The 21,611-nt window shown below is 58.6% G+C and carries 9 protein-coding genes, 1 other RNA gene and 1 pseudogene; 5 read left to right on the top strand and 6 right to left on the bottom strand.

Features of this window, described 5'->3' with window-relative positions:
• The first annotated feature begins 457 nt into the window (after positions 1–457).
• Complete coding sequence (gene bamE / locus KW828_RS06555) at positions 458–799, top strand: outer membrane protein assembly factor BamE (protein ID WP_218335638.1); 342 nt, start codon at positions 458–460, stop codon at positions 797–799.
• Positions 800–860: 61 nt separating this feature from the next.
• On the opposite strand, the gene KW828_RS06550 is transcribed toward bamE, so the two are convergent.
• The gene (locus KW828_RS06550; protein WP_218335637.1) at positions 861–1,157 is read right to left on the bottom strand and encodes an RnfH family protein; all 297 of its coding nucleotides are present in this window, start codon (positions 1,155–1,157) and stop codon (positions 861–863) included.
• Entirely contained in the window at positions 1,147–1,584 is a 438-nt protein-coding gene (locus tag KW828_RS06545; RefSeq protein WP_218335636.1) for a type II toxin-antitoxin system RatA family toxin, read from the bottom strand. Before KW828_RS06545 ends, KW828_RS06550 begins: the two co-directional genes overlap by 11 nt.
• A 156-nt stretch (positions 1,585–1,740) precedes the next feature.
• Here KW828_RS06545 and smpB point away from each other — a divergent pair, with 156 nt between their 5' ends.
• Complete coding sequence (gene smpB, locus KW828_RS06540; RefSeq protein WP_072571551.1) at positions 1,741–2,223, top strand: SsrA-binding protein SmpB; 483 nt, start codon at positions 1,741–1,743, stop codon at positions 2,221–2,223.
• Between the two features lie 57 nt (positions 2,224–2,280).
• Here smpB and KW828_RS06535 read toward each other — a convergent pair whose 3' ends face one another.
• The 4 genes from KW828_RS06535 to KW828_RS06520 form a co-directional block, all read right to left on the bottom strand.
• Entirely contained in the window at positions 2,281–3,450 is a 1,170-nt protein-coding gene (locus KW828_RS06535) for an HlyD family efflux transporter periplasmic adaptor subunit (RefSeq protein WP_218335635.1), read from the bottom strand.
• A gap of 10 nt (positions 3,451–3,460) precedes the next feature.
• Positions 3,461–5,593: a type I secretion system permease/ATPase gene (locus KW828_RS06530; protein WP_218335634.1), complete on the bottom strand. Its 2,133-nt coding sequence runs from the start codon at positions 5,591–5,593 to the stop codon at positions 3,461–3,463.
• Between the two features lie 9 nt (positions 5,594–5,602).
• A complete protein-coding gene (locus KW828_RS06525) occupies positions 5,603–6,940 on the bottom strand; it encodes a TolC family outer membrane protein (RefSeq protein WP_218335633.1) in 1,338 nt (445 codons plus the stop codon).
• A 72-nt stretch (positions 6,941–7,012) separates the two neighbouring features.
• The gene (locus tag KW828_RS06520; RefSeq protein ID WP_218335632.1) at positions 7,013–19,357 is read right to left on the bottom strand and encodes an Ig-like domain-containing protein; all 12,345 of its coding nucleotides are present in this window, start codon (positions 19,355–19,357) and stop codon (positions 7,013–7,015) included.
• 575 nt (positions 19,358–19,932) lie between these two features.
• Here KW828_RS06520 and ssrA point away from each other — a divergent pair.
• The 3 genes and pseudogenes from ssrA to KW828_RS06505 all read left to right on the top strand — a co-directional run bounded on the left by ssrA (position 19,933) and on the right by KW828_RS06505 (position 21,606).
• Positions 19,933–20,295, top strand: a transfer-messenger RNA (tmRNA) gene (gene ssrA, locus KW828_RS06515).
• 272 nt (positions 20,296–20,567) lie between these two features.
• Positions 20,568–20,806, top strand: a pseudogene (locus KW828_RS06510) (DinI-like family protein).
• 197 nt (positions 20,807–21,003) lie between these two features.
• Entirely contained in the window at positions 21,004–21,606 is a 603-nt protein-coding gene (locus KW828_RS06505) for a hypothetical protein (RefSeq protein WP_057107384.1), read from the top strand.
• Positions 21,607–21,611 lie beyond the last annotated feature (5 nt).

The raw sequence follows: 21,611 nt of genomic DNA, 5'->3' as shown, positions 1-21,611 counted from the left end.
AAGCATTCAGGTTGCATCAAGGCGGCAAGCGAGCGAATCCCCGGGAGCATAGTTCACTATGTGACTGGGGTGAGTGAACGCAGCCAACGACGAGGCAGCCTGAAGGATGAAGTGGGCTTACACAAAAGCATTCAGGTTGCATCAAGGCGGCAAGCGAGCGAATCCCCGGGAGCATAGTTCACTATGTGACTGGGGTGAGTGAACGCAGCCAACGACGAGGCAGCCTGAAGGATGAAGTGGGCTTACACAAAAGCATTCAGGTTGCATCAAGGCGGCAAGCGAGCGAATCCCCGGGAGCATAGTTCACTATGTGACTGGGGTGAGTGAACGCAGCCAACGACGAGGCAGCCTGAAGGATGAAGTGTATAAAGGTTTTAATGTGACTAAAGGTCTATTATCATCGGCATATTACCAATGAGCCGCGTACTGCTCTGGCCCGAAAAGGAATAAAATCACTATGCGCTGTAAAATGCTGACTGCTGCCGCAGCGGTTCTTCTGATGTTGACCGCAGGTTGTTCCACTCTGGAGCGAGTGGTTTACCGTCCTGATATTAATCAGGGCAACTACCTGGCACCTAACGACGTATCTAAAATCCGTATCGGTATGACGCAACAGCAGGTTGCTTACGCACTCGGCACGCCGATGGTGACCGATCCGTTCGGGACTAACACCTGGTTCTACGTCTTCCGTCAGCAGCCAGGCCATGAAGATGTCACACAGCAAACCCTGACGCTGACCTTCAACAGCAACGGCGTGCTGACTAATATCGATAACAAGCCTGCGCTGACCTCTCAGTAAGGCTTCCGAAAAGCAAAAAAGGTGCTCTTGAGCACCTTTTTTTATGGCTGGTGAACAACGTTTACTTCTCGTTATCCGCGCTTTTTTCTGCCCGTTTGCGGCGCAGCTCTTTCGGATCGGCAATCAGCGGGCGATAAATCTCCACGCGATCGCCGTCATGCAGCGCGTCTTTAAGCTTCACCGGACGACTGAAAATACCGACTTTATTCTCGGTCAGCGATATATCTGAACGCAGTTCCAGCAGCCCGGAGGCGCGGATCGCTTCTTCAACCGTCGCACCTTCGTTCAGCGTCACGCGCTGCAAATACTGCTTTTCTGGCAGCGCATAAGCCACTTCCACCACGATTTTACCCGGCACTGTAAACCTCTTTAGCGCGATGGGTAAACGCCTGCACCATGTTCATCGCCAGCTCTTTGAAGATACGACCAAACGCCAGCTCAATGAGCTTATTGGTGAATTCAAAATCAAGCTGAAACTCGATCTGACAGGCTTCCGGGCTGAGCGGCGTAAACTTCCAGCCGCCCATCAGCTTCTTAAAGGGACCATCGACCAGGTGCATCAAAATGCTTTGATTGCTGGTCAATGTATTACGTGTGGTAAACGTTTTACTGATACCGGCTTTGGAGACATCCACGGCGGCGGTCATCTGCGTCGGACCGGACTCCAGCACGCGGCTGCCGGTGCAGCCCGGCAAAAACTCCGGATAAGACTTCACATCGTTTACTAACTGATACATCTGCTCTGCGCTGTAAGGCACTAACGCAGATCGGCTAATCTGAGGCATAGCGTTTTCCTGGGATCTACACCTTATAAATAATAACATCTCCCTCCCAGGAAAGGAAAACGCTTAGCCGCAACTCGTGCTAATATAACGCGTTACACCTCGCAGGACGGAATGGGGTGTTTTTATAACATCAGATTACCTATACTGAGCGGCATTATGACCAAGAAAAAAGCACACAAACCTGGCTCAGCCACCATCGCGCTCAACAAGCGCGCCCGCCATGAATATTTTATCGAAGATGAATTTGAAGCGGGTCTGGCCTTACAGGGCTGGGAAGTTAAATCTCTGCGCGCCGGTAAAGCAAACATCAGCGACAGCTATGTCATCCTGATCGATGGCGAAGCCTTCCTGTTCGGCGCAAACTTTACGCCGATGGCCGTTGCCTCCACGCACGTGGTCTGCGATCCCACCCGTACCCGTAAACTGCTGCTGAATCAGCGCGAGCTGGACACGCTGTATGGTCGCATTAACCGCGATGGCTATACCGTGGTGGCGCTGTCGCTGTACTGGAAGAACGCCTGGTGCAAAGTGAAAATTGGCGTGGCGAAAGGTAAGAAACAGCACGACAAGCGTAACGATGTGAAAGATAAAGAGTGGGCAGTGGATAAAGCCCGCATTATGAAACACGCCGGTCGCTAATCCCTGCCTTCACCCCGGTCCTCTCCCACAGGGAGAGGACATTTCCTGCCGCCTTCGTTACCGTTCCCGCAACGCCTCGTTGACCTTGTTCAGCGGTTTAATCAGATAATCCATCACCGATTTCTGCCCGGTCTTGATCTCCACGTTCGCCACCATGCCCGGTAAAATCGGGAAGCTTTTGCCGCTTTTATTATGCAGTTCGGCTTTCGAGGTGCGCACATACACCCGGTAATAAAACTGATCCCGCTTCACCTCGTCCTGCAGGGTATCCGGCGACACCACTTCCACCTTGCCGGTTAAATCCCCGTAGATCGACGAGTCATAGGCCGTCACCTTTACCGTCGCCGGTAAGCCCGGACGAATATAGGCAATATCGCGCGGATTAATGCGCGTCTCCACCAGTAGCTGATCTTCCAGCGGCACGATCTCCATCAGCTTGCCGCCCGGTTGCAGCACACCGCCGACGGTGGTCACCTGAATATCTTTTACGATACCGCGCACCGGCGAGAACAGCGAGGCGCGATCCACCTGATCCGCCTTACCGGACATCACCTGGATCTGTGCGTCCAGATCGGCGTTATTTTTCACCTGTTCTTCACGCGCCCGCACCGCAAACTGGTTACGGGCGTCATCGATTTTGCCCTGCAATTCCGCGGCCTGGCGTTGCAGGCGGATCACCTCCACCTGGCTTGCCGCCCCTTTTGCCACCAGCGGCTGCGTCATTTTCAGTTCCGACATCACCAGTTGATACGTTTTTTGCAGGTTCGCCACCGTCTCATTAAGGTTGCGCCGCCGCGATTCATATAGCTGCCGCTCACGGGCGACCAGATCCGGCTCGCGCATCGACTCGGCGCTAAAGCGCAGCGGCTCGCCGGTCAGCTCGGAACGCAGACGTTCGCTGGAGGCGCGCAGCGTGCGCACTCTGGAGGCCGCCTCACCATAGTTAGACTGAAAACGGGTTGGATCGAGGCGCGCCAGCAGTTGCCCGCGCTCGACAATATCCCCCTCTTTCACCAGCAGATCATTGACGATGCCGCCGTCGAGACTGTCGATCACCTGCGCATGGCTGGACGGGGTGATCTTCCCCGTCCCCACCGTCACCTCATCCAGCACCGCCCACCAGGCCCAGACGACAAAAAACAGCAGTCCGATCAGCGTCAGCCAGATCACGGAGGAGTAGAAGCGGCCCTGGCGCGCCAGATCGTCCTGCATACTTAATTGACTCATGGCGTACTCCTTATGCGACTGACGAGACGCTACTATTACGCACCGCCTGTTTTATCAGCGAATCGCGCGGCCCGTCGGCAACGATTTTGCCGTTCTCCATCACCACAATGCGGTCGACCAGATTCAGCAGCGCCGGACGGTGCGTCACCAGCACCAGCGTGCGCCCGGTCAGCCACTGGGAAAGCTGACGGATCACCCAGGCTTCCAGCTGCTCGTCCATCGAGGCGGTAGGTTCATCCATCAGCACGATCTGCGGATTACGCACAATCAGGCGGCTGAGCAGCACCATCTGCCGCTGCCCGCCGGACAGCCCGCGCCCGCCCTCGTTGATCAGCCTGTCCAGACTGGCGGCATCCTGCTGCACCATGCCGATCGCCCCGCTGATGCGCAGCGCCTGGATCAGCTCCGCTTCCGTGGCGTGGGGATGACCGAGCATCAGGTTCTGCCGCAGCGTGCCGAAAAACAGCCGTGAATCCTGCGACAGATAGCCGAGCTGGCGACGCACATCGTTGGGGTCGATATGCGCCATATCCACGCCATCAATAATCACTTTGCCCTTGCTGGCCTGCGCCTGACCGGAAAGCAGTTTCAGCAGGGTCGATTTTCCCGCGCCGGTTTTACCGAGGATCGCCACGCGCTCGCCGGGCTTGATCTCAAGCTCCGGGATCTGCACCGCCTGCTCCCCCTTTTCCACATCGTAGCTGTACTGCACCTGCTGCATCTGGAAATGCCCGGCCAGTACCGGGCAGTGCGCCATTTTTTCGCCCGCCGTTTTATCCAGCGGTTTTTTCAGCAGATCGTTCAGACCATTCATCGCCGTTTTCGCGTGCTGCCAGCGGGAAAACACCATGGTGAGCTGCATCAGCGGCGCGATGGTACGCGACGACAGCAGGCTACAGGCGACCAGCGTCCCGGTAGTGATACTCCCTTCCATCACCAGATAGCAGCCGAACACCAGCATTCCGGCATAGGTAATTTGTTGCACGGTGGAGGCCCAGCCGCTGAGCCGCGCACCCCATACGCGCTGCTTCATGCCAATCCCCGCCCCCACCGCATGGGTGTGCTCCCACTGGCGCTGGAAATAGGGTTCCGCCTGCAACGCTTTAATGTCTTCGACGCCTTCGATGGACTCCACCAGCACCGCGTTACGAATGGCGCTTTCCCGCATCCCCTCTTTCGCCAGTTTCGCCATCGGCCACTGCACGAGGATGCCGGGGATCACAATCAGCGGAATGGCGATCAACGGGATCGCCACCAGCGGACCGCCCACCAGCGCCATAATGGCGAGAAACAGCAGCACGAAGGGAATATCCATTGCCGCGCCGACAGTGGTGGAGGTGAGCAGTTCGCGCACCTGATCAATTTCGCGCAGCTGGGAAATAAACGAACCGGTGGATTTGGGGCGCGCATCGTTTTTGATCGCCAGCGCCCGGGCAAAAAACAGCGATGAGACGTTCAGATCGATATGCTTGCCCATAATGTCCGACACATGGGTACGGGCAAGGCGGATAAAAAACTCCAGCATGGCGGCGAATAATACGCCGATGAACAGCACCCACAGCGTCGGGATCGACTGGGCCGGGATCACCCGGTCATACACCTGCATCGAGAATAAGATCCCCGCCAGCGCCAGCACATTACCAAGCAGCGAGGCGAGCGCGATCTCCGACAGCTTGCGCCCACTGTGCCGGAAGTGCCGCCAGAACCAGTGCGCTTCCCAGGGTTTGGTGAAATCATCAATGCGCGCGTCACGACCACGGGCGGCGATGCCGAGCATCACCACTTCCGGCTTTACGCGGGTGAGCAGCGTTTCCAGCGGCTCTTCGCGCACCAGATCGCCGCCTTCCGACAGCCAGTAGGTCGCCAGCCCCTCGGCATCAATGGACTCCAGCAGCATTAATTCCCCGGACTCCAGCTGGACGATCACCGGCAGATTTTGCGCATTCCAGCGCATACGCGCCAGCGGCACCGTGCGCACCTGTAATCCCATCAGGCCACTTAAACGTTCCAGTCGGGCGCTTCGCGGCAGCGCTTCAAACCAGCGCATCTGCTGACGCACCGCAGGCGCATCGGCAGGCAGCCCGAATCGTCCCGCGGCGCGCACCATGACATTGATCCAGCTTTCGGTATCAGGCTCTTGCATTACTGCTCCTTAAAGTGACGGCAAGGTATCGCCAATGGTGCGGCTGCGTTCAATGCCCAGCATATCCAGCAGATTGTCTGCGGCCCCGGCATAACGAACGGCGGCGTCCCAGGCGTCATAGCGCGCAGTGATCGACGCCGTGTCAGCCTGAAAGACATCCTGTTCAATACTCAGCAGATCGTTGAGGCTGCGTTTGCTGAGACGATACTCGTCGCGGTACACCTCGCGGGCGCGATCGGCGCTGAGGAACTGCGCATCCCCCGCCCGCTGGCGCTGCTGCGCCCCGGTAAGATCCGCCCAGGCGGTGGCAGCCCGCTGATTTATCTCCAGCTTGCTGGCCTCGACCTGGGCGCGGGCATTGGCGCGATCGCCTTCCGCCGCCTCCACCCGCGCACTGACCGCGCCGCCCTGATACAGCGGCGCGTCCACCACCAGCTGCACCTGGTCATCCCAGTAGCTGCTGTTTTCATTCTGATAGCGGGTACGCCCCGCCTGTACGGAGACGGTCGGCCAGTGCTGCGCCTGCACCTGGCGAATGCGCTGCTCGGCGGCAAGCTGCTTTGACTGGGCGCTACGCACGGCGTTGCTGCGCTCGTAAGGCAGCGATTTGAGGGTGATTTTTTGCTTCATCAGATCGTCGGGCAGATCCGGCAGCGAGTCTGCCACCACGCCGGTGAGCACGCTCAGCGCCGCCTGCGCGGAGCGGGTCTGGGCTTCATATTGCGCAAGCGTCGCGTTCAGCCCGGCAATTCGCGTCTGGGCCTGTAAGACGTCGGACTGGGAACTCAGCCCGGCCTGGGCGCGCAGATCAGCCATCTCCTGCACCGCCTGCAACGAGGTGATATTTTTACGCGCCGCGTCCGCCAGCGCCTGGTAACGTTTGACCTGCAAATAGGTTTGCAGCGTCTCCATGCCGACTTCATTCAGCGAATGGTAGAGATCGTAGCGGTACGCATCCGACAGCTCGTGCTGCTCATCAATGCTGCCGCCGGTTTTGCCAAAGTCATAAATCAGCTGTTTTAAGCTGACGCCCCCCGCGCCATTACTGCTCAGCGAGCCTGCCGAGTCGGTGCGGTGTGAACGTCCGACGTTCCCCTGTAACGAGACCTGCGGAAACCACGCGCTTTCCGCTTCTGAAAGATTGGCCTTCCCCACCTGGATTTGCGCCGCCGCCTGGGCAATTTTCGGATTGCGGGCGAAGGCGCGCAGGATCGCCTCTTTGATGGTCAGCTGCGCCTGAAGCTGTTCGCCAGGCGCGGTCTGCCACTGATGCTCGTCAGCCCAGGCTGGCAGTATCGCGGTCCCAGGCACTGCCAGCAGTAACAGCCCTATCGTTGCTAATTTCATGGTTCCACCTTTGGCTGCCCGTGGTGATATTTTACGTTCCCTCGCCTCGTCCCTGAGGCCGCGATCCGGTCATCAGACCATATTGACGTGCAGCCCGTGCTGCACCAGTACATCGCCTAAGGTGTTGCTTTGTGAACTGTTGTGATAGATGTCGAACTGCATGCCATCCACCTCCCGGTGACCGCTGACCGACCAGATGTCGCTGTTGCCCTGCACCAGGTTGACGCGATCCCCCGTACTGCCTTTGATGATCAAATCGTCTTCCGGTTTATCGGTGACCGTCAGCGCCTCGTGCACATCCAGCGTGATGCTGTTGGTGCCCGATTTACCCAGATCGATGATCTCGATGTTGTGCACGCGGGTAGCAGCATCGATCAGGTTAAGCACCAGATCGACCCCGTCCAGCAGCAGCGTATCGGTTCCCGCGCCCCCGTCGATCTCCACAAAGCCGAGCGTCGCAAGATGAATGGTGTCGTTGCCTGCGCTGCCCTGCACGCTGTCGCCGCTGACTTCGCTGCCATCCGCCAGCGTGATGCTGACGCCGCCGATGGTGTAGGCCCCCTCCTCCGGCTGCGCGGCGGTATGCTCACTTTCGGTGACGGTGGCCGCCGTGCGCGCGGTCAGGGTGCTGGCCGGTGCACTGCTGGTTTCCTGCACGGTGTTAATGCTGTCGGAGTGCAGCACAACGCTGGGATCATCCACCGTCATCGCCATCAGGCTGGCAGGCGGTGTGGTGGAGATGATGTTCCCGCCAAGGCCGACGTTCAGATAGCCGGTATTACCTGCTTCATCGGCGGCGTAAAGGTTAACCGCGCTGGTCAGCGACAGCAGGTTCAGAATGTTCAGCCCAAGAAAGAGCGTTGTTGACCAGTTACCGTTGGCGTCGGTGACGGCGGTGGTGCTTACCGTGCCGTTCAGCAGTGACAGATGCACCACCGAGTTCGGTGCCAGGTTGCGCGATCCGCCGCTCAGCGTCAACCCTTTGGTTAACAGGGTCAGCGGGTTGAGGGTCGCCAGCGCGTTCCATGACAGCTCTGGCGTGGTGAGTTTGACCGTCACATCCGCGCTGGTGCTGTTGGTGTTGCCCACTTTGTCGATAACCGAGACGCCGACTTTTAGCGCCCCGCCGGTCAGCCCTTTCAGAATGGTGCTGTTAACCGGCAACGACCAGCTGCCGTCGGTATTCACCGTGGCGTTATAACTGGTGCCGCCCAGCGACACCACCACGCGGGAACCGTCGGTGATCCCGCCGTTGATGCGCCCGGAAATGATCTGCGTACCGTTCGACTCCGCAACGTTAAGGAAGCCGTCGTTACCAAACAGCGAGCTTAACGTAATGGACGGCAGACTGTGGGTGATGACGTTCAGCACTCCGCTGGTACCCGCCACGTTGCCCGCCGGATTCGTCACCGAGGCGTTCACCGTCAGCGTGCCGTCAAGCAGCGCGCTGAGATCGGTTTTCGGCACCGTGACTGACCAGTTACCGTCGGCCCCGACCAGCGTCTGATAAACCTTGCCGCCCAGCGTCACATTGACCAGCGAGCCGGCTGCATTGGTAGAGGAGCCGGTGATCACCTGGGCGCTGAGAATATCCGCCGCGCTCAGACCGCCGTCGCCAAACAGGGAGTTAATAATCAGCGTCGGCGCCTGCTGGATGGCCACCAGCAGATTTTTGCTGTCGCTGGCGACGTTACCCGCCGCATCGCGCGCCGTCACGCCGACCGACAGCGTACCGTCCGTCAGCCCTTGCAGGGTGGCGGTCGGCAGCGGTAAGCGCCAGCTGCCATCGCTGCCGACGGTCGTGTTAAACGTCAGGCCGCCGAGGGTAACGGTCAGGGCAGTGCCAGCCGCCAGATTGGTGGTGGTGCCGTTAAGCACCTGCGCCCCCAGCAGATCCGACAGGCTGAGGTTGCCGTCGCCAAACGGCGTATTCAGGCTGACGGTCGGCAGCGCGTTAACAATGGCGTTCACCAGTTGCGAGCCGGTGCCGAGGTTGCCTACATCATCGCGCACGCTGGCGCTGACGGTGACATTACCATCGGCTAATCCTTTCAGGACCGAAGACGGGACGCTCACCGACCAGGTGCCATTGTTGATGGTGCCGGTCAGCGTGGCGCTGCCGACGCGCACGGTGACCGTGCCGCTGGCAAGGCTGGTGACGCCGCTAATGGTCTGCGCCACATCCGCTTCGGCGCGGCTCAGATAGCCGTCACCGCCAAACAGCGTGCCGAGGTTAACTCCCACCGTCGGCAGGTTGGTCAGCCCGACTTTGATCGCCGGGGCGTTGATGGTCGCGCTGTTGCCGTCCGGCGTCAGAATAGTGACGACAGGCGTCAGCGTGCCGTCTGCAAGGGTGGCGAGATCCGCCGGGCTAACGGTAATGCTGAAGGTGCCGTTCCCCGCCACCACGCCCGCAAAGGTTTTCCCGCCCACCGCTACGCTCACCGTTGAACCGGCCGGGGCCAGCCCGACGCTGCCGGTAATGGTCTGTGTCAGCAGCGCATCGGCGGCGCTCAGCAGTCCATCGCCAAACAGCGTCACGGCATTCAGCACCGGCGGCAGCAGATTAAGCGCGACGTTGCTGCCCACCGCGGCGTTATTACCATACTGATCGGTCGCCTCGACGCTCACCGCCACATTGCCCGAACCCAGCCCCTGGAGCACGGATTTCACCGTGTCCGGCAGGGCAATGGACCATTTCCCGTTGCCATCCACATTGGTGGTGAACGCGGTGGTATTGCCGACTTTAATGCTCAGGGTACGGCCATTCAGCCCGGTGGCTGTGCCGCTGATCACGCCGTTCAGCAGTTCAGGAATACTCAGCACGCCATCGCCAAACAGCGGGTCGAGCACAATGGCAGGCTGGGTTTTCACGGCGACGGTGATACCCGCAGTGCCGTTGACGACGTTGCCGAATTTATCCGTCACGCTGACCGCAAGACCGACATTGCCATCCGGCAGCGCGCCGAGTAACGACGGCGGTAGAGTGGCGATCCAGTTGCCCAGCGCATCCTGCGTCCCCTGAATGGTCTGCCCGGCGATAGTGACGACCACGCCCGCGACGTTCGCCGCATTGCTCAGTCCCAGCGACACCACCTGACTGGCGGTGCTGTCGACCAGGTTAATGATGTTATCGCCCGCGACCGTAATATCACTGATCACCGGCAGATCGGTCAGCGCCGTGCCGACATTAATGATCTTATTCGTGGTGTTACCGTTAATATCGGTCACGTTCACCTGCAATTGCAGGGTTTGCTGCGTCAGGCCGACCCACAGGTCTGGCGGCAACTGGATCGTGAATTTGCCATCCGCACCGACCACGGTGGTCGGGATGGTGGTGCTCACCCCGGCAATGGTCACTTTCACCGTGGCGCCGCGATAGTCGCCGCTCACCTGCCCGGTCACCAGCTGCGTCACCAGCGATTCCGCGACGTTCAGCACGCCGTCAGTACCGAAGACATCGTTGACCAGCACGCCGAGGCCCTGGTTGAGGGCGACGTTAAGCCCGACGTTGTTGCTTGACGTATTACCCGCCGCATCGGTGGAGGTGATGTTGATCACCTGCGCACCGTCGCTGAGCGTGCGCAGATCCAGTTCCGGGAAGGTGTGGCTCCAGTTTCCGTTGCTATCGACCGTACTACTCCAGCTGAGCGGGCCGAGGGTGACCTTGACGGTGTTACCCGGTTCACCGCGCCCCTGCACCAGCAGGCCAGTACCGGCTTCCACCGTGTTCAGTACCGCCGGCAGGCTGAGGGCATTCACTTCCAGCAGCGGGCCATCGCGATCCACGCTGATGATGCGGCCATCCTGCGCCGGGTTGCCCGCGCCATCGCTCAAACGGGCGATAACCGGACTACTGCCCTGCGGCAGCGCGGCGACATCCGCCTGCGGCACGACCGTGGACCAGGTGCCGTCAGCGCCGACCACCGCGTAGTAGGTTTTGTTGTTCAGGGTGACCGCCACCGTGCGTCCGGCTTCGGACAGGCTGGCGGTGCCGCTCAGGGTCAGCGGTGAGCCACTGTCTGCGGCGTTGATCACGTCATCACCGGACACCGCATTAAGGGTCACCGTCGGCAGGACAGTATCCACCTGCACCACCACCGACGACGCGGTATTCGGCGCGGTCTGGCTGGTGGCGACCAGGGTGTAATCCCCCTGGTTCGGGAAGGTGCTGGTGGGCAGATTGATCGTCCAACTGCCGCTGCCGTCCACCGTGGCGGTACCGACAAGCACGCCGTTAACGGTGATGTTCAGCACGGTGCCCGCCGGGTAGCCGTTACTCTCCCCGCTGACGGCAATCGTCGGCGCGGCGTTAAATTCGCTGGCGTTGATAATGTTATCGCCCGCCACCGGGTTCACCGTCACGCTGAAGGCTGGCGGTACAGTGTCGATGGTGACATTGACCGGTCCGCTGGTGGCCGGGTTACCGGCAACATCGTTAACCGTCGCCACCAGCGTGGCGCTGCCGTTAGTGAGTGTCGCCATCTGCTGCGGCGTGAGCTGCAATGCCCAGGTGTTGCCTGGCTGTACCGTGGTGGTAAAGGTCTGCCCTGCCAGCGTGATGGTAATGGTGCGCCCCGCTTCCACGTTGCTGGTAGTGCCGGTAAGGGTTTGCAGCTGCTGGCTTTCCGTCCAGTCGAGATCGCCGTTGCCAAACGGCGCGTTGACCGAAATGGTTGGCTGGTTGAGTGCGATCACCACAGGCGCGCTGATGCTGGCAGTGTTAAGGGCGTTGTCGGTCACGGTGACCGTCACGCTCTGCTGACCGCGCGCGACACCGGTCCAGCTATTGCTGTCCAGCGCCAGCGTCCAGCTTCCCGTTTGCGGATCGACGATGGCGGTAAAGAGTTTACCGCCGATAGTCACCTGCACCGTTGTCGCCGACGGATCGCGAGAGGTAAAGGTGCCGGACAGGGTTAACGGCCCGGACGCTTCGCTGATATTCAGATAGCCATCGCCAAATACCGGCGAGACGACCTTCACGGTCGGCGCGTCGAAGGCGACCGCAAAGGACTGGCTGGCGGTTTCAGTGTTACCGTACTGATCTTCGGCGCGCACGATAATGGCATGAGATTCATTGGGATTGAGGCCCTGTAGCGTCCCGGCAGGCAAGGAAACCGACCACTGCCCATTCGCATCCACATTGGCAATGTAGGTCACGCCGTCGACATCAATGGTGACGGTGACAAACTGTCCACCCCCGCTCAGACCCGTGCTGCCGGTCAGCGTCAGCGGCCCCGCTGCTTCACTGATATTCAGAATTTCATCGCCGCCAAACAGGTTAGTGACACTGGGTGTCGGCAGCGCCAGTTGCGGCACAAAGGTTTGCGTGGCGGAGTCGCTGTTACCGTAGACATCCGTCACGGTGACGATCACGGTCTGCGTCTGACCATTGGTTAAGCCGGTTAAGGCCGACGGCGGCAGCGTTACGCTCCACTGTCCGTTAGCATCCACCGTCGCCCCGGTGTTGTACGGCACGCCGTTAAGGGTGACGGTGACGGTCTGCCCGGCACCGGTAACGCCAGAGTTACCGGTCAGCACCTGGCCCGCCGTCGCCTCCGGATTGTTCAGCACGCCATCGGTGAACAGGGTGCCCAGCGTCACCTCCGGCACGTTATTGATCACCGCCTGGAAGTTACCCCCGCCAGAAATCACGTTCCCCGCGGTGTCGGTGACGATGATTTTCACCGGGATCGTGCCATCCGGCAGCGCGCCGAGCGTACCGGCGCTCACCGGCAGCGTCCACTGACCGTTGGCATCAATATTGGCATTGCTGATGGTGATCAGCGGCCCGTTGTTAATACTCACCTGAATGGTCTGAATACTGGCTTTATCCAGTCCCGTAGTACCGGTCAAGGTGCTGTCTGCTACTTCACTGCTGATCAACACGCCATTGCCGAACGCGGTGTTCAGCGTCGGTGTCGGCAGCGTGTCCGCGCGAACGTCGAAGTCTACCGTCGGGCTGGTGGCGGTATTGCCGGCTTTATCGGTGACCGTCACCGCCAGGGTGTATTCGCCGTCATTAAGATCCTGCAACACGCTCGATGGCAGTTGCACCGTCCAGTTACCGTTATTGTCCACCGCCCCCTCAACGACGACAGGACCACTCAGATCGCCGCCGTCAAGGGTGATCGACACGGTCTGCCCGCCGCCGGTAAGTCCGGTCGAGCCTGTTAACGTCTGGCCGGTGCTGGCTTCCAGCTGGTTAATAATGCCGTCGGTAAACGGCGTGGTCGGCAGCGAGGCGGTCGGAGTATCAATGACCACTTCTATGCCCAGACTACCGCTGGCCGGGTTAGCGTAAATATCGCTGGCGCTGGCGGTAATGGTGTACGGGCCGTCAGTAAACTGCTCAAAGGTGCCAGCCGGGATGGTCGCCGTCCAGCTTCCGCCCGTGTCCACCGTGGCGGTGCCAATCCGCACCGTGCCGATAACCAGCGTGATGATCGCGCCAACCGGCAGCCCGGTCGACACCCCTGAGATCTGGCCCGGACCGGCGGCTTCAAGGGTATTGACCATGCCATCGCTCAGCACCCCCGAATTAGTGAGGGTGATGGTGGGCAGCGCGGCGTTACCGACGTTAATCAGCAGCGGCTGGTTGGTGACGTTGCCGTCCGGATCCGTGGCGGTCAACGTCAGGGAGGACTCATTCTGCGGCAGCGCCTGTAATTCCTCTGCCGGAATGGCAATGCTCCAGTTCCCCGACTGATCGGCCCGGGTTTCGATAGCGGTGCCGTTGATCGTAAGCGATACGATGGAGCCTGGCGCGGTGGTACCGCTCAGGGTCTGCGCGGTGGCGGATTCGCTGATGTTGATCAGACCATCGGACAGGAAGCTGCTGTTAAGCGTGATGTCCGGCCCGACGGTATCGACGCGCACCTGCTGGGTGTTGCTCGCCGGGTTATTAGCAAGATCGCTGGCAGTCGCGGTGACGGTATAGGTTTGATCCACAAGGCTGCTGACAACGCCTGACGGAACCGCGACCGACCATTTCCCGTCTGCGCCAATGGTGGCGGTATAGCTGCCGCCGTTCGGTGCGAGCGTGATGGTCACCACGGTGCCCTGCGTCAGATGCGTGGACGCGCCGGTGATGGTGACGGTACTGCCGCTTTCCGTGTCATTGATCACGTTATCGCCCGCCACCTTGTCGATGGTGAGCGTCGGCTGGCTGGCCGGTTGCGCAATAAAGGTCACATTTTGCGTCGCGTCATCGACGTTACCCGCCTTATCGCTGACGGTGACGCGGATCGGCTGCACGCCGTCCTGCACCGCCGCCAGTGCGCCTGCCGGGATCGAAACGCTCCAGCTGCCGTCGGGCTGGACGGTGGTCGGATAACCCACGCCGTTCAGCGTGACGGTCACAGTTTGCCCGGCTTCAACGTTCACCGTCGAGCCAGAGACCACCAGCGGCGTGCCGGCTTCACTGGCGTTAACGTAGTTGTCTGTTGAAATGCTGTTCATCGTCACCTGCGGCGCATTGGCCGGCGAGGCGTCGAGGGTAAAGGTCGGTTTGAGTATGGCGCTGTTGCCCGCGCTGTCGGTGGCCACCACCGTCATACTGACCGGTCCATCCGGGATACCGTTGAGCGCCCCGGCAGGTAGCGTCACGCTCCAGTTGCCGCCATTCTGGATCAGCGCGTTATAGGTCTGGCCGTTGATCTGCACCACGACGGTTTGCGGTTGTGCCGGATCGTAAGGCGTGGCGCTGCCGGTGATCACCATCGGGCCTGCTGCTTCCGCGGCATTGACGATGCCATCGTTTGACACCAGATCGACGCTGAGCAGCGGCGGGGTTTTATCCACCACAATACTGCTTTCCAGCACCGCCGGGTTACCGGCCACGTCGGTGGCGGTGATCACCACCGGCACGGTGCCGTCAGCCAGAGTGTTTAATACCGTTGACGGCACGTTTACCGACCAGTTGCCGCTGGCATCGACGGTGGCGGTCAACGTCTGCGCCTGGGGGCCGGTGCCGATCTGAACCTGCACGACCTGACCTGCGCCGCTGACGCCGGTGGTGCCGCTCAGTGTACCGCCCGCCAACGCTTCGCTGCCGTTAACAATGCCGTCGGTAAACGGCTGGTTCATGGCAACCTCAGGCAACGCATGGGTAATGATGATGAACTGATGATTGCTGTTGACGACAGTTCCGCTGCTGTCCTGCGCCGATACCGTGAGGGTCGTGTTGCCATCGCTGATAGCACGGGCATCGGCCGCCGGAACCGTAACGCTCCACGCCCCGCCTGCGCCGACGGTGGCCTGATACAGCTTACCGTTCAGCGTGATGGTGACGGGCGTGCCGTCTGCCAGCCCGACCGAGCTGCCGCTGATCGTCAGACCACTGCTAATATCGCTGACGCTCACCCGATCATCGCCGGTGAGCGGTGCAACAGAAATGGCGCTGACGGTGGAATCCACGGTAAACGGACGGGTGGCGCTGGTGCTGTTACCAGCCGTATCACTGACTTTCACGTTCAGCGCATAGTTACCGTCCAGCAGCCCCGCCAGATCGCCCTGCGGAATAGTCACCTGCCAGGTGCCGTCGGTGCCCACCGTGCCGGTCCAGCTGGAAGTACCCTGAGTGACGGTAACCGTCTGGCCCGCCTCAACGTGAAACACTTTCCCGGTGAGGGTAATGGTTTCCCCGCGTTCGGCGGCGTCGAGGACATTATCGCCGGCTACCGGATCGATGGTCAGCAAGGGCTGTTTCTGCGGATCGATGCGCACGCTGATGTTATGACTGGCGGTGGTGCTGTTTTGCGCCGCATCCGTCACCGTGACGGTAAAGGTCGCCTGGCCGTCCGGCAGCGCCTGCAATGCCGATGACGGAATATTCACCGACCAGACGCCGTTCGCGCCCGTGGTGCCGGTATACGTCTGGCCGTTGAGCACCACGGTTACCGGCTGGCCTGCGCCTGCGCCACTGGCGATGCCGGAGAGCGTCTGCGTTGACCCGGCTTCCGCCAGATTAAGAATGTCGTTAACGGCAAACGGATCGAAACTCAGCACCGGCGGCTCGACGTCAATACTGACGTTGATCGGCGCACTGGTGTCCGTGTTACCGGCAATATCCGTCACCGTCACGGTGACCGGCAGCGGCGAATTCGCGTTGGTTAACCCGTCGAGTGCGCCGGACGGGATGGTGACGCTCCACTGCCCGTTCTCGCTTACCGTGCCGGTATAAGTATTGCCGCCGAGCGTAACGCTGACCGTCTGCCCCGGCCCGGAAACACCAGTGTCGCCGGTGAGGATCTGGTTTTGCTGAATTTCACTGCCGTTCAGCACGCCGTCGCCAAACAGCGGATCGCTGGTTGCCTGCGGCAGCGAATTGAGGATCAGGTTAACGGTGTGGCTGTCGCTGACCGTCACGCCGTTGACCACCGCCGTTGCCGTCACGGTCAGCGGGCCATCCGCCGCGCCGGACAGTGCGCCCGCCGTCAGAGAAATGCTCCAGTTGCCGTTTGCATCGACCGTGCCCGGATAGGACGTGCCGTTTACCAGCACCTGGACGGGAGTATTCGGCGGCAGACCGGCGCTGGTGCCGCTGATGGTCACCACACCCGCGGCTTCCTGTACGCCAATGTAGTCATTGCCGGAGATAATGCTGATGGCGACCGCCGTTGGGGCGCTGTCGACGGTGACCGGATACGGGCTGCTCGTCGTCTGCCCATAAATATCGGTAACGCTGATCAGCACGGTATTGGCACCCGGCGTCAGTTGATGCAGTGCACCGGACGGGATCAACACCGTCCAGCTGCCGTCACTGGCGACCACGGACTGATATGTGTTGCCGCCAATGGTCACCGCTACCCGGCTGCCCGGCTCGGCATCGGTGGTGGTACCGCGCATCAGCTGATCAGTTTTGATTTCCGCCGCATCCAGCCCGTCGCTACCGGCAAAGGCCGTCACGGTGGCGCTGGGCTGTGTCGTTTTCACATTAATCGTCTGCTCAACCACGCGCTCGTTACCGGCGGCGTCGCTGAGAGTGACTTTTGCCACGTTTGCGCCGCTAGCCAGCGCCCGCAGATCGGCTGGCGGCAGCGTAATACTCCAGTTGCCGTCGCTGCCCACGGTGGTGGTGTAGGTTTTGTTATTCAGCACCACGGTGACAGGCCGTCCGGCTTCATTCACCGATGAGATACCGCTCAGCGCCTGGGCGATGTTCATGTCCTGAAGGCCCAGACGGCCGTCGCCGGAAACCGGCAGCACCGCCAGGTCCGGTGCCAGCGTGTCGACAATGGCGCTGCCGGGCAGCGTCGCCGTATTGCCTGCGGCATCCGACGCGTTGACGATCATCGACACCGCCCCTTGCGGCAGGGTCTGCAAATCGGCTGGCGGTACGGTGATCGCCCAGTTGCCGTCGCTGTCGACGGTCGCGGTGTAGGTTTTTCCGCCCAGCAAGACGGAGACTTTTTGGCCCCCGCCGCTGACGCCAGTGTTACCGCTCACCACCTGCGGCACTTCGCGCTCGGCGGCGTTCAGAATGCCGTCAACAAAGGGGGTGGACAGCGTGGGCTGTGGAACGTGGTTGATTGCCACGTTCAGAATATGCTCGTCGGAGGCGCTCTGTGTGCCGAGCGTGACGGTGGCGGTGATTTCACGCGGGCCATCTTTAAGCTCTGCCAGATCGGCGGCGGGGATCACGGCACTCCAGTAGCCGGCGTTGTCCACGACGGCCTCGTAGGTTTTACCGTTAAATTCCACCCGCACCGTTACCGCCGGGCCAACCACCGTGGTCACGCCGCGCACTTCCAGCGGCTGCGTCACTTCGGCCGCGTTGAGATAATCATCGGTGGAGACAATCGCAATGGCGATACCGGTCTGCGCGGTATCGACGGTGATCGGATGCGTGCTGGTGAGGGTCTGGTTATTTTTGTCCACCACGCTGACGGTGACGGTATTGGTGCCATCAGCCAGCGCCAGCAGATCGCCGGACGGCAGCGTCACGCTCCAGCTGCCGTCGCCCTGCACCACCGCATAAAACGTCTGCCCGCCGAGCGTAATCGTCACCGTCTGACCGGCGGCGATATTTTGCGTGGTGCCGGAGAGAATTTGATCGAGCTGGATCTCCGCATTATTGAGCACATCATCGGCGGTGAGCGGGTTAACCGCGATGACCGGCGCGGTAAGATTCACCGTAAAACCGCTGTTGCTGGTGGTGATGTTACCCGCCAGATCGGTGATTTTGTAGTCAATGGTGTAATTACCGCCGTTGCTCAGGGCCTGCAAATCTGCCAGCGGGATAGTGGTTTGCCAGTTACCGTTATTATCGACCATCGCCGTGTAGGTTTTACCATTCAGGGTGATGAGAACGGTGCTGCCTTCGTCTGCCGAGTCGGAGTAACCGCGCAGGATCTTATCGCCGCTCAGTTGTGAGCTGTCGAAAATTCGGTTGGGTACAAAATCGACCGGATCCAGCGCAGGCGGAATGGTATCCACCATGACCGGCATCGAGGTTTCAATGGTGCGCCCGCTGTTATCCACCAGGCGAACTTTAATGGTGCTCAGGCCCTGTGCCAGACTTTGCAGGATGGCAGGCGGGAACGTGAAGGCCCAGGATCCGTCAGCATTGACCGTGGTGGTCCAGACGCTGTTGCCCCACATGATAGTAATGACGCTACCCGCGTTTGCCGCCTGGGTAGATCCGCTCAGTACCTGATTGAACGACACCATTTGCTGGTTGAGCAAATTATCTTCGGCAATGGGCTGTACGGTCAGGGTTGAGTTAAGGGGCGGTGTCGTTCCGCCACCGTCAGGCGGCGTGGTGCCGCCACCATCAGGCGGTGTAGTGCCGCCACCGTCAGGGGGTGTGGTGCCGCCGCCATCAGGGGGTGTCGTGCCGCCACCGTCCGGAGGTGTGGTACCGCCGCCATCAGGGGGTGTAGTGCCTCCACCGCCCGGTGGCGTGGTACCACCATTGTTATTGTCGTTGTCGCTGCCCCCACCACCGCCGCCGGAAGCCGCGGCGACCCCCACGATACCGCCCACGGCTGCCAGACCGCCCAGTACCGCCAGGGCTGAAATGCCGCCTGCGCCAATTAAGGAATCAACCGCAACCTCAGACATCACCGGTACGATCGCTTCAGCGGCCAGGGGTCCGGCTTCTGAGGCGAACGGGAACACGGCCTGATGCGCACCGAGATCGTCCTGAAAAACTAACTGGCTATGCAGACCATTTTCATCCAGAAAAAAGAACTTCTGATAGCGCACCGTCGTGCCATCTTTCATATGGACAATCAGGTCATTCCCTTCGCGCTCGTAAAAGTTTACCGAGGCGGGAGAAGCATTTACGCGCACAACACTTGTCTGCGAGAGATTAACGACGCGATCCGCATTCTGCGGATATTCCATCACAACATCGCCGGTTTTCTGATTTATAATATCCACGGTTCCGGGAAGGCCATTTTTCGGCGCCATATTATCTTCCTCTTGCAGCAAGTGCCTGTTATCACGCACCTGACGTATTTATTTTGGATAAGCCAATGGCAGCCAAAGTTATCTGGCAGAATTGAGCTCGGTTACAATTTGGGAGCGGTTTTTGAGGTAAATCTTTGATGTTTGGTGGTTTTGATGTTTCATCCATTGCAGAACTACGAAAATCATCTGCTTAAAATATATAATGAGTTTTCCATAATTGGCAAATTCCAATATCACAAATTCATACATATTTTTTGGAAAAACAGGATATATCCTGACCCACTAAAATAAGAGTTAAGCACTGCTTAAATAGACTCACAGGTGATTACTTTAAATTCATATAATGTAAGCTGAACGTAAATACCAAATAAAGATATATCCTGTATCCTTTTATTTTTCTGGACAGGTTATTTTATTTAATAATATTCAGGAGAGCTTCAGAGAAGTGAAGCGACGCTTACACCTCAGGCGCTGCGCGCTGTTCATACTTTAAGCGAACGCGCGTCAGACGTAAGTTGCAGGCTTATGGACTGGTGTGTCGTGTCAAAAATCTGTTATACTGAGTTCAACACATTGGGGCTGATTCTGGATTCGACGGGATTTGCGAAACCCAAGGTGCATGCCGAGGGGCGGTTTGCCTCGTAAAAAGCCGCAAAAAAATAGTCGCAAACGACGAAAACTACGCTTTAGCAGCTTAATAACCTGCTAAGAGCCCTCTCTCCCTAGCCTCCGCTCTTAGGACGGGGATCAAGAGAGGTCAAACCCAAAAGAGATCGCGTGGATGCCCTGCCTGGGGTTGAAGCGTTAAAACTAATCAGGCTAGTTTGTCAGTGGCGTGTCTGTTCGCAGCTGGCAAGCGAATGTAAAGACAGACTAAGCATGTAGTACCGAGGATGTAGGAATTTCGGACGCGGGTTCAACTCCCGCCAGCTCCACCACTTTTGATAGGACTGTAACCGGACAGCGGCAATAAAAACAGCCACTTACGGACACTGACCAGACAGCAGGCAGACCGAGAAAAGACAAAAATATGCACGTGAAGTGCACGTGCACTTTAAATTAACCCCAGATCTCACGGTCTGGGGTTTTTCTATTTGTAAATAAGGGTAACAAAAAAAACACATACCCTTCCTCTCCGTACTCTTTATGACACTGTTTATTTTTACAGTGAAAATACTGTTTGCAACCACAGTTCTTTCCGCAGTCTTTTATGTTCGTTGAACTGGTTTATGACAAACGAAACGTAGAGGGACTTGAAAGGGCCAGAGATATCATTCTGGCGGAGCTGACGAAGCGAGCGCACTATATTTCCCTTATGCCGAAGTGAAGGTGGAGCCGATGCAGGCGAGCGGCTCAAATAGCGATGCCAGCAAGAGTGATCAGGAAAAACTGAATCGCATGTTGGAAGATATGTTTGAAGAGGCCGATATGAGGCTGGCTGCGGGTTAAATCCTGAAAGCCCCAGAGAGTTATGTTGAATGCTAGAGACCGCATCCTACCGGAAGTGGTTGCTGTAATTGTTCTCTTCTGTATAGGTCATATTGCGTTATCATATCAAGTGTAACGACTACGGGATCGTACCTTCCATTAAGTATAAGTCGTACAACTACACATGTCGGCATGAATAAAAATAGTGGGGCTTAAATATGGGTGTTAGGCAAGATGATGAAGGCAAGTATGTTACCAGTGACAGGCCTTTTACACAGTATGATCATAAATGGCAGGCAGACAATGCAGAGAGCTGGCAAAGTGCATGTGATGCCAGCAAATCAGTTAGTCAGCCGAGCCAGTCTTACCAGACGCCACAGTTTACAGCAGTTGGCGGTCAATCTGGGTTAAGCACTCTTTTTGGCTATGCCACGATAATATTAATATTCTGGGCTATTCTTAATTTTTTTATTCTCATACCCGGCATGAGGGCAAGCTTATTATTACAAAGCGCGGGGGGCTTTTTTGCAATACCTGGGGCATGTATAGGGGTTATACTTAGACTTGTCCATTTAATACTTTTCGCCCCTTATGTTTTTATATACCCTTGGAGTGATGGTGACATTGCCAGACAATTTTGTTATCAGATGGGTGTGATTGCCGTAACTTCAATTCCAGCCCTAATTCTTTGGAAAAAAATAAAGAAATCCATACTTTATTTTACAGGAGCACTTGCGATATTATCCTATATCTCCGTAGGTTTGTTGGCACTTAACAATGATTTATGGGCTTCTTTTAAAGTTTATCCATTTTTAAACTAGCCCGG

This window comes from Enterobacter sp. ENT03 (genome assembly GCF_019218745.1).
Taxonomy (GTDB): Bacteria; Pseudomonadota; Gammaproteobacteria; order Enterobacterales; family Enterobacteriaceae; genus Enterobacter_D.
Note: the sequence above shows the minus strand (reverse complement) of the source record. Positions and strands in the feature narration are given on the sequence as shown.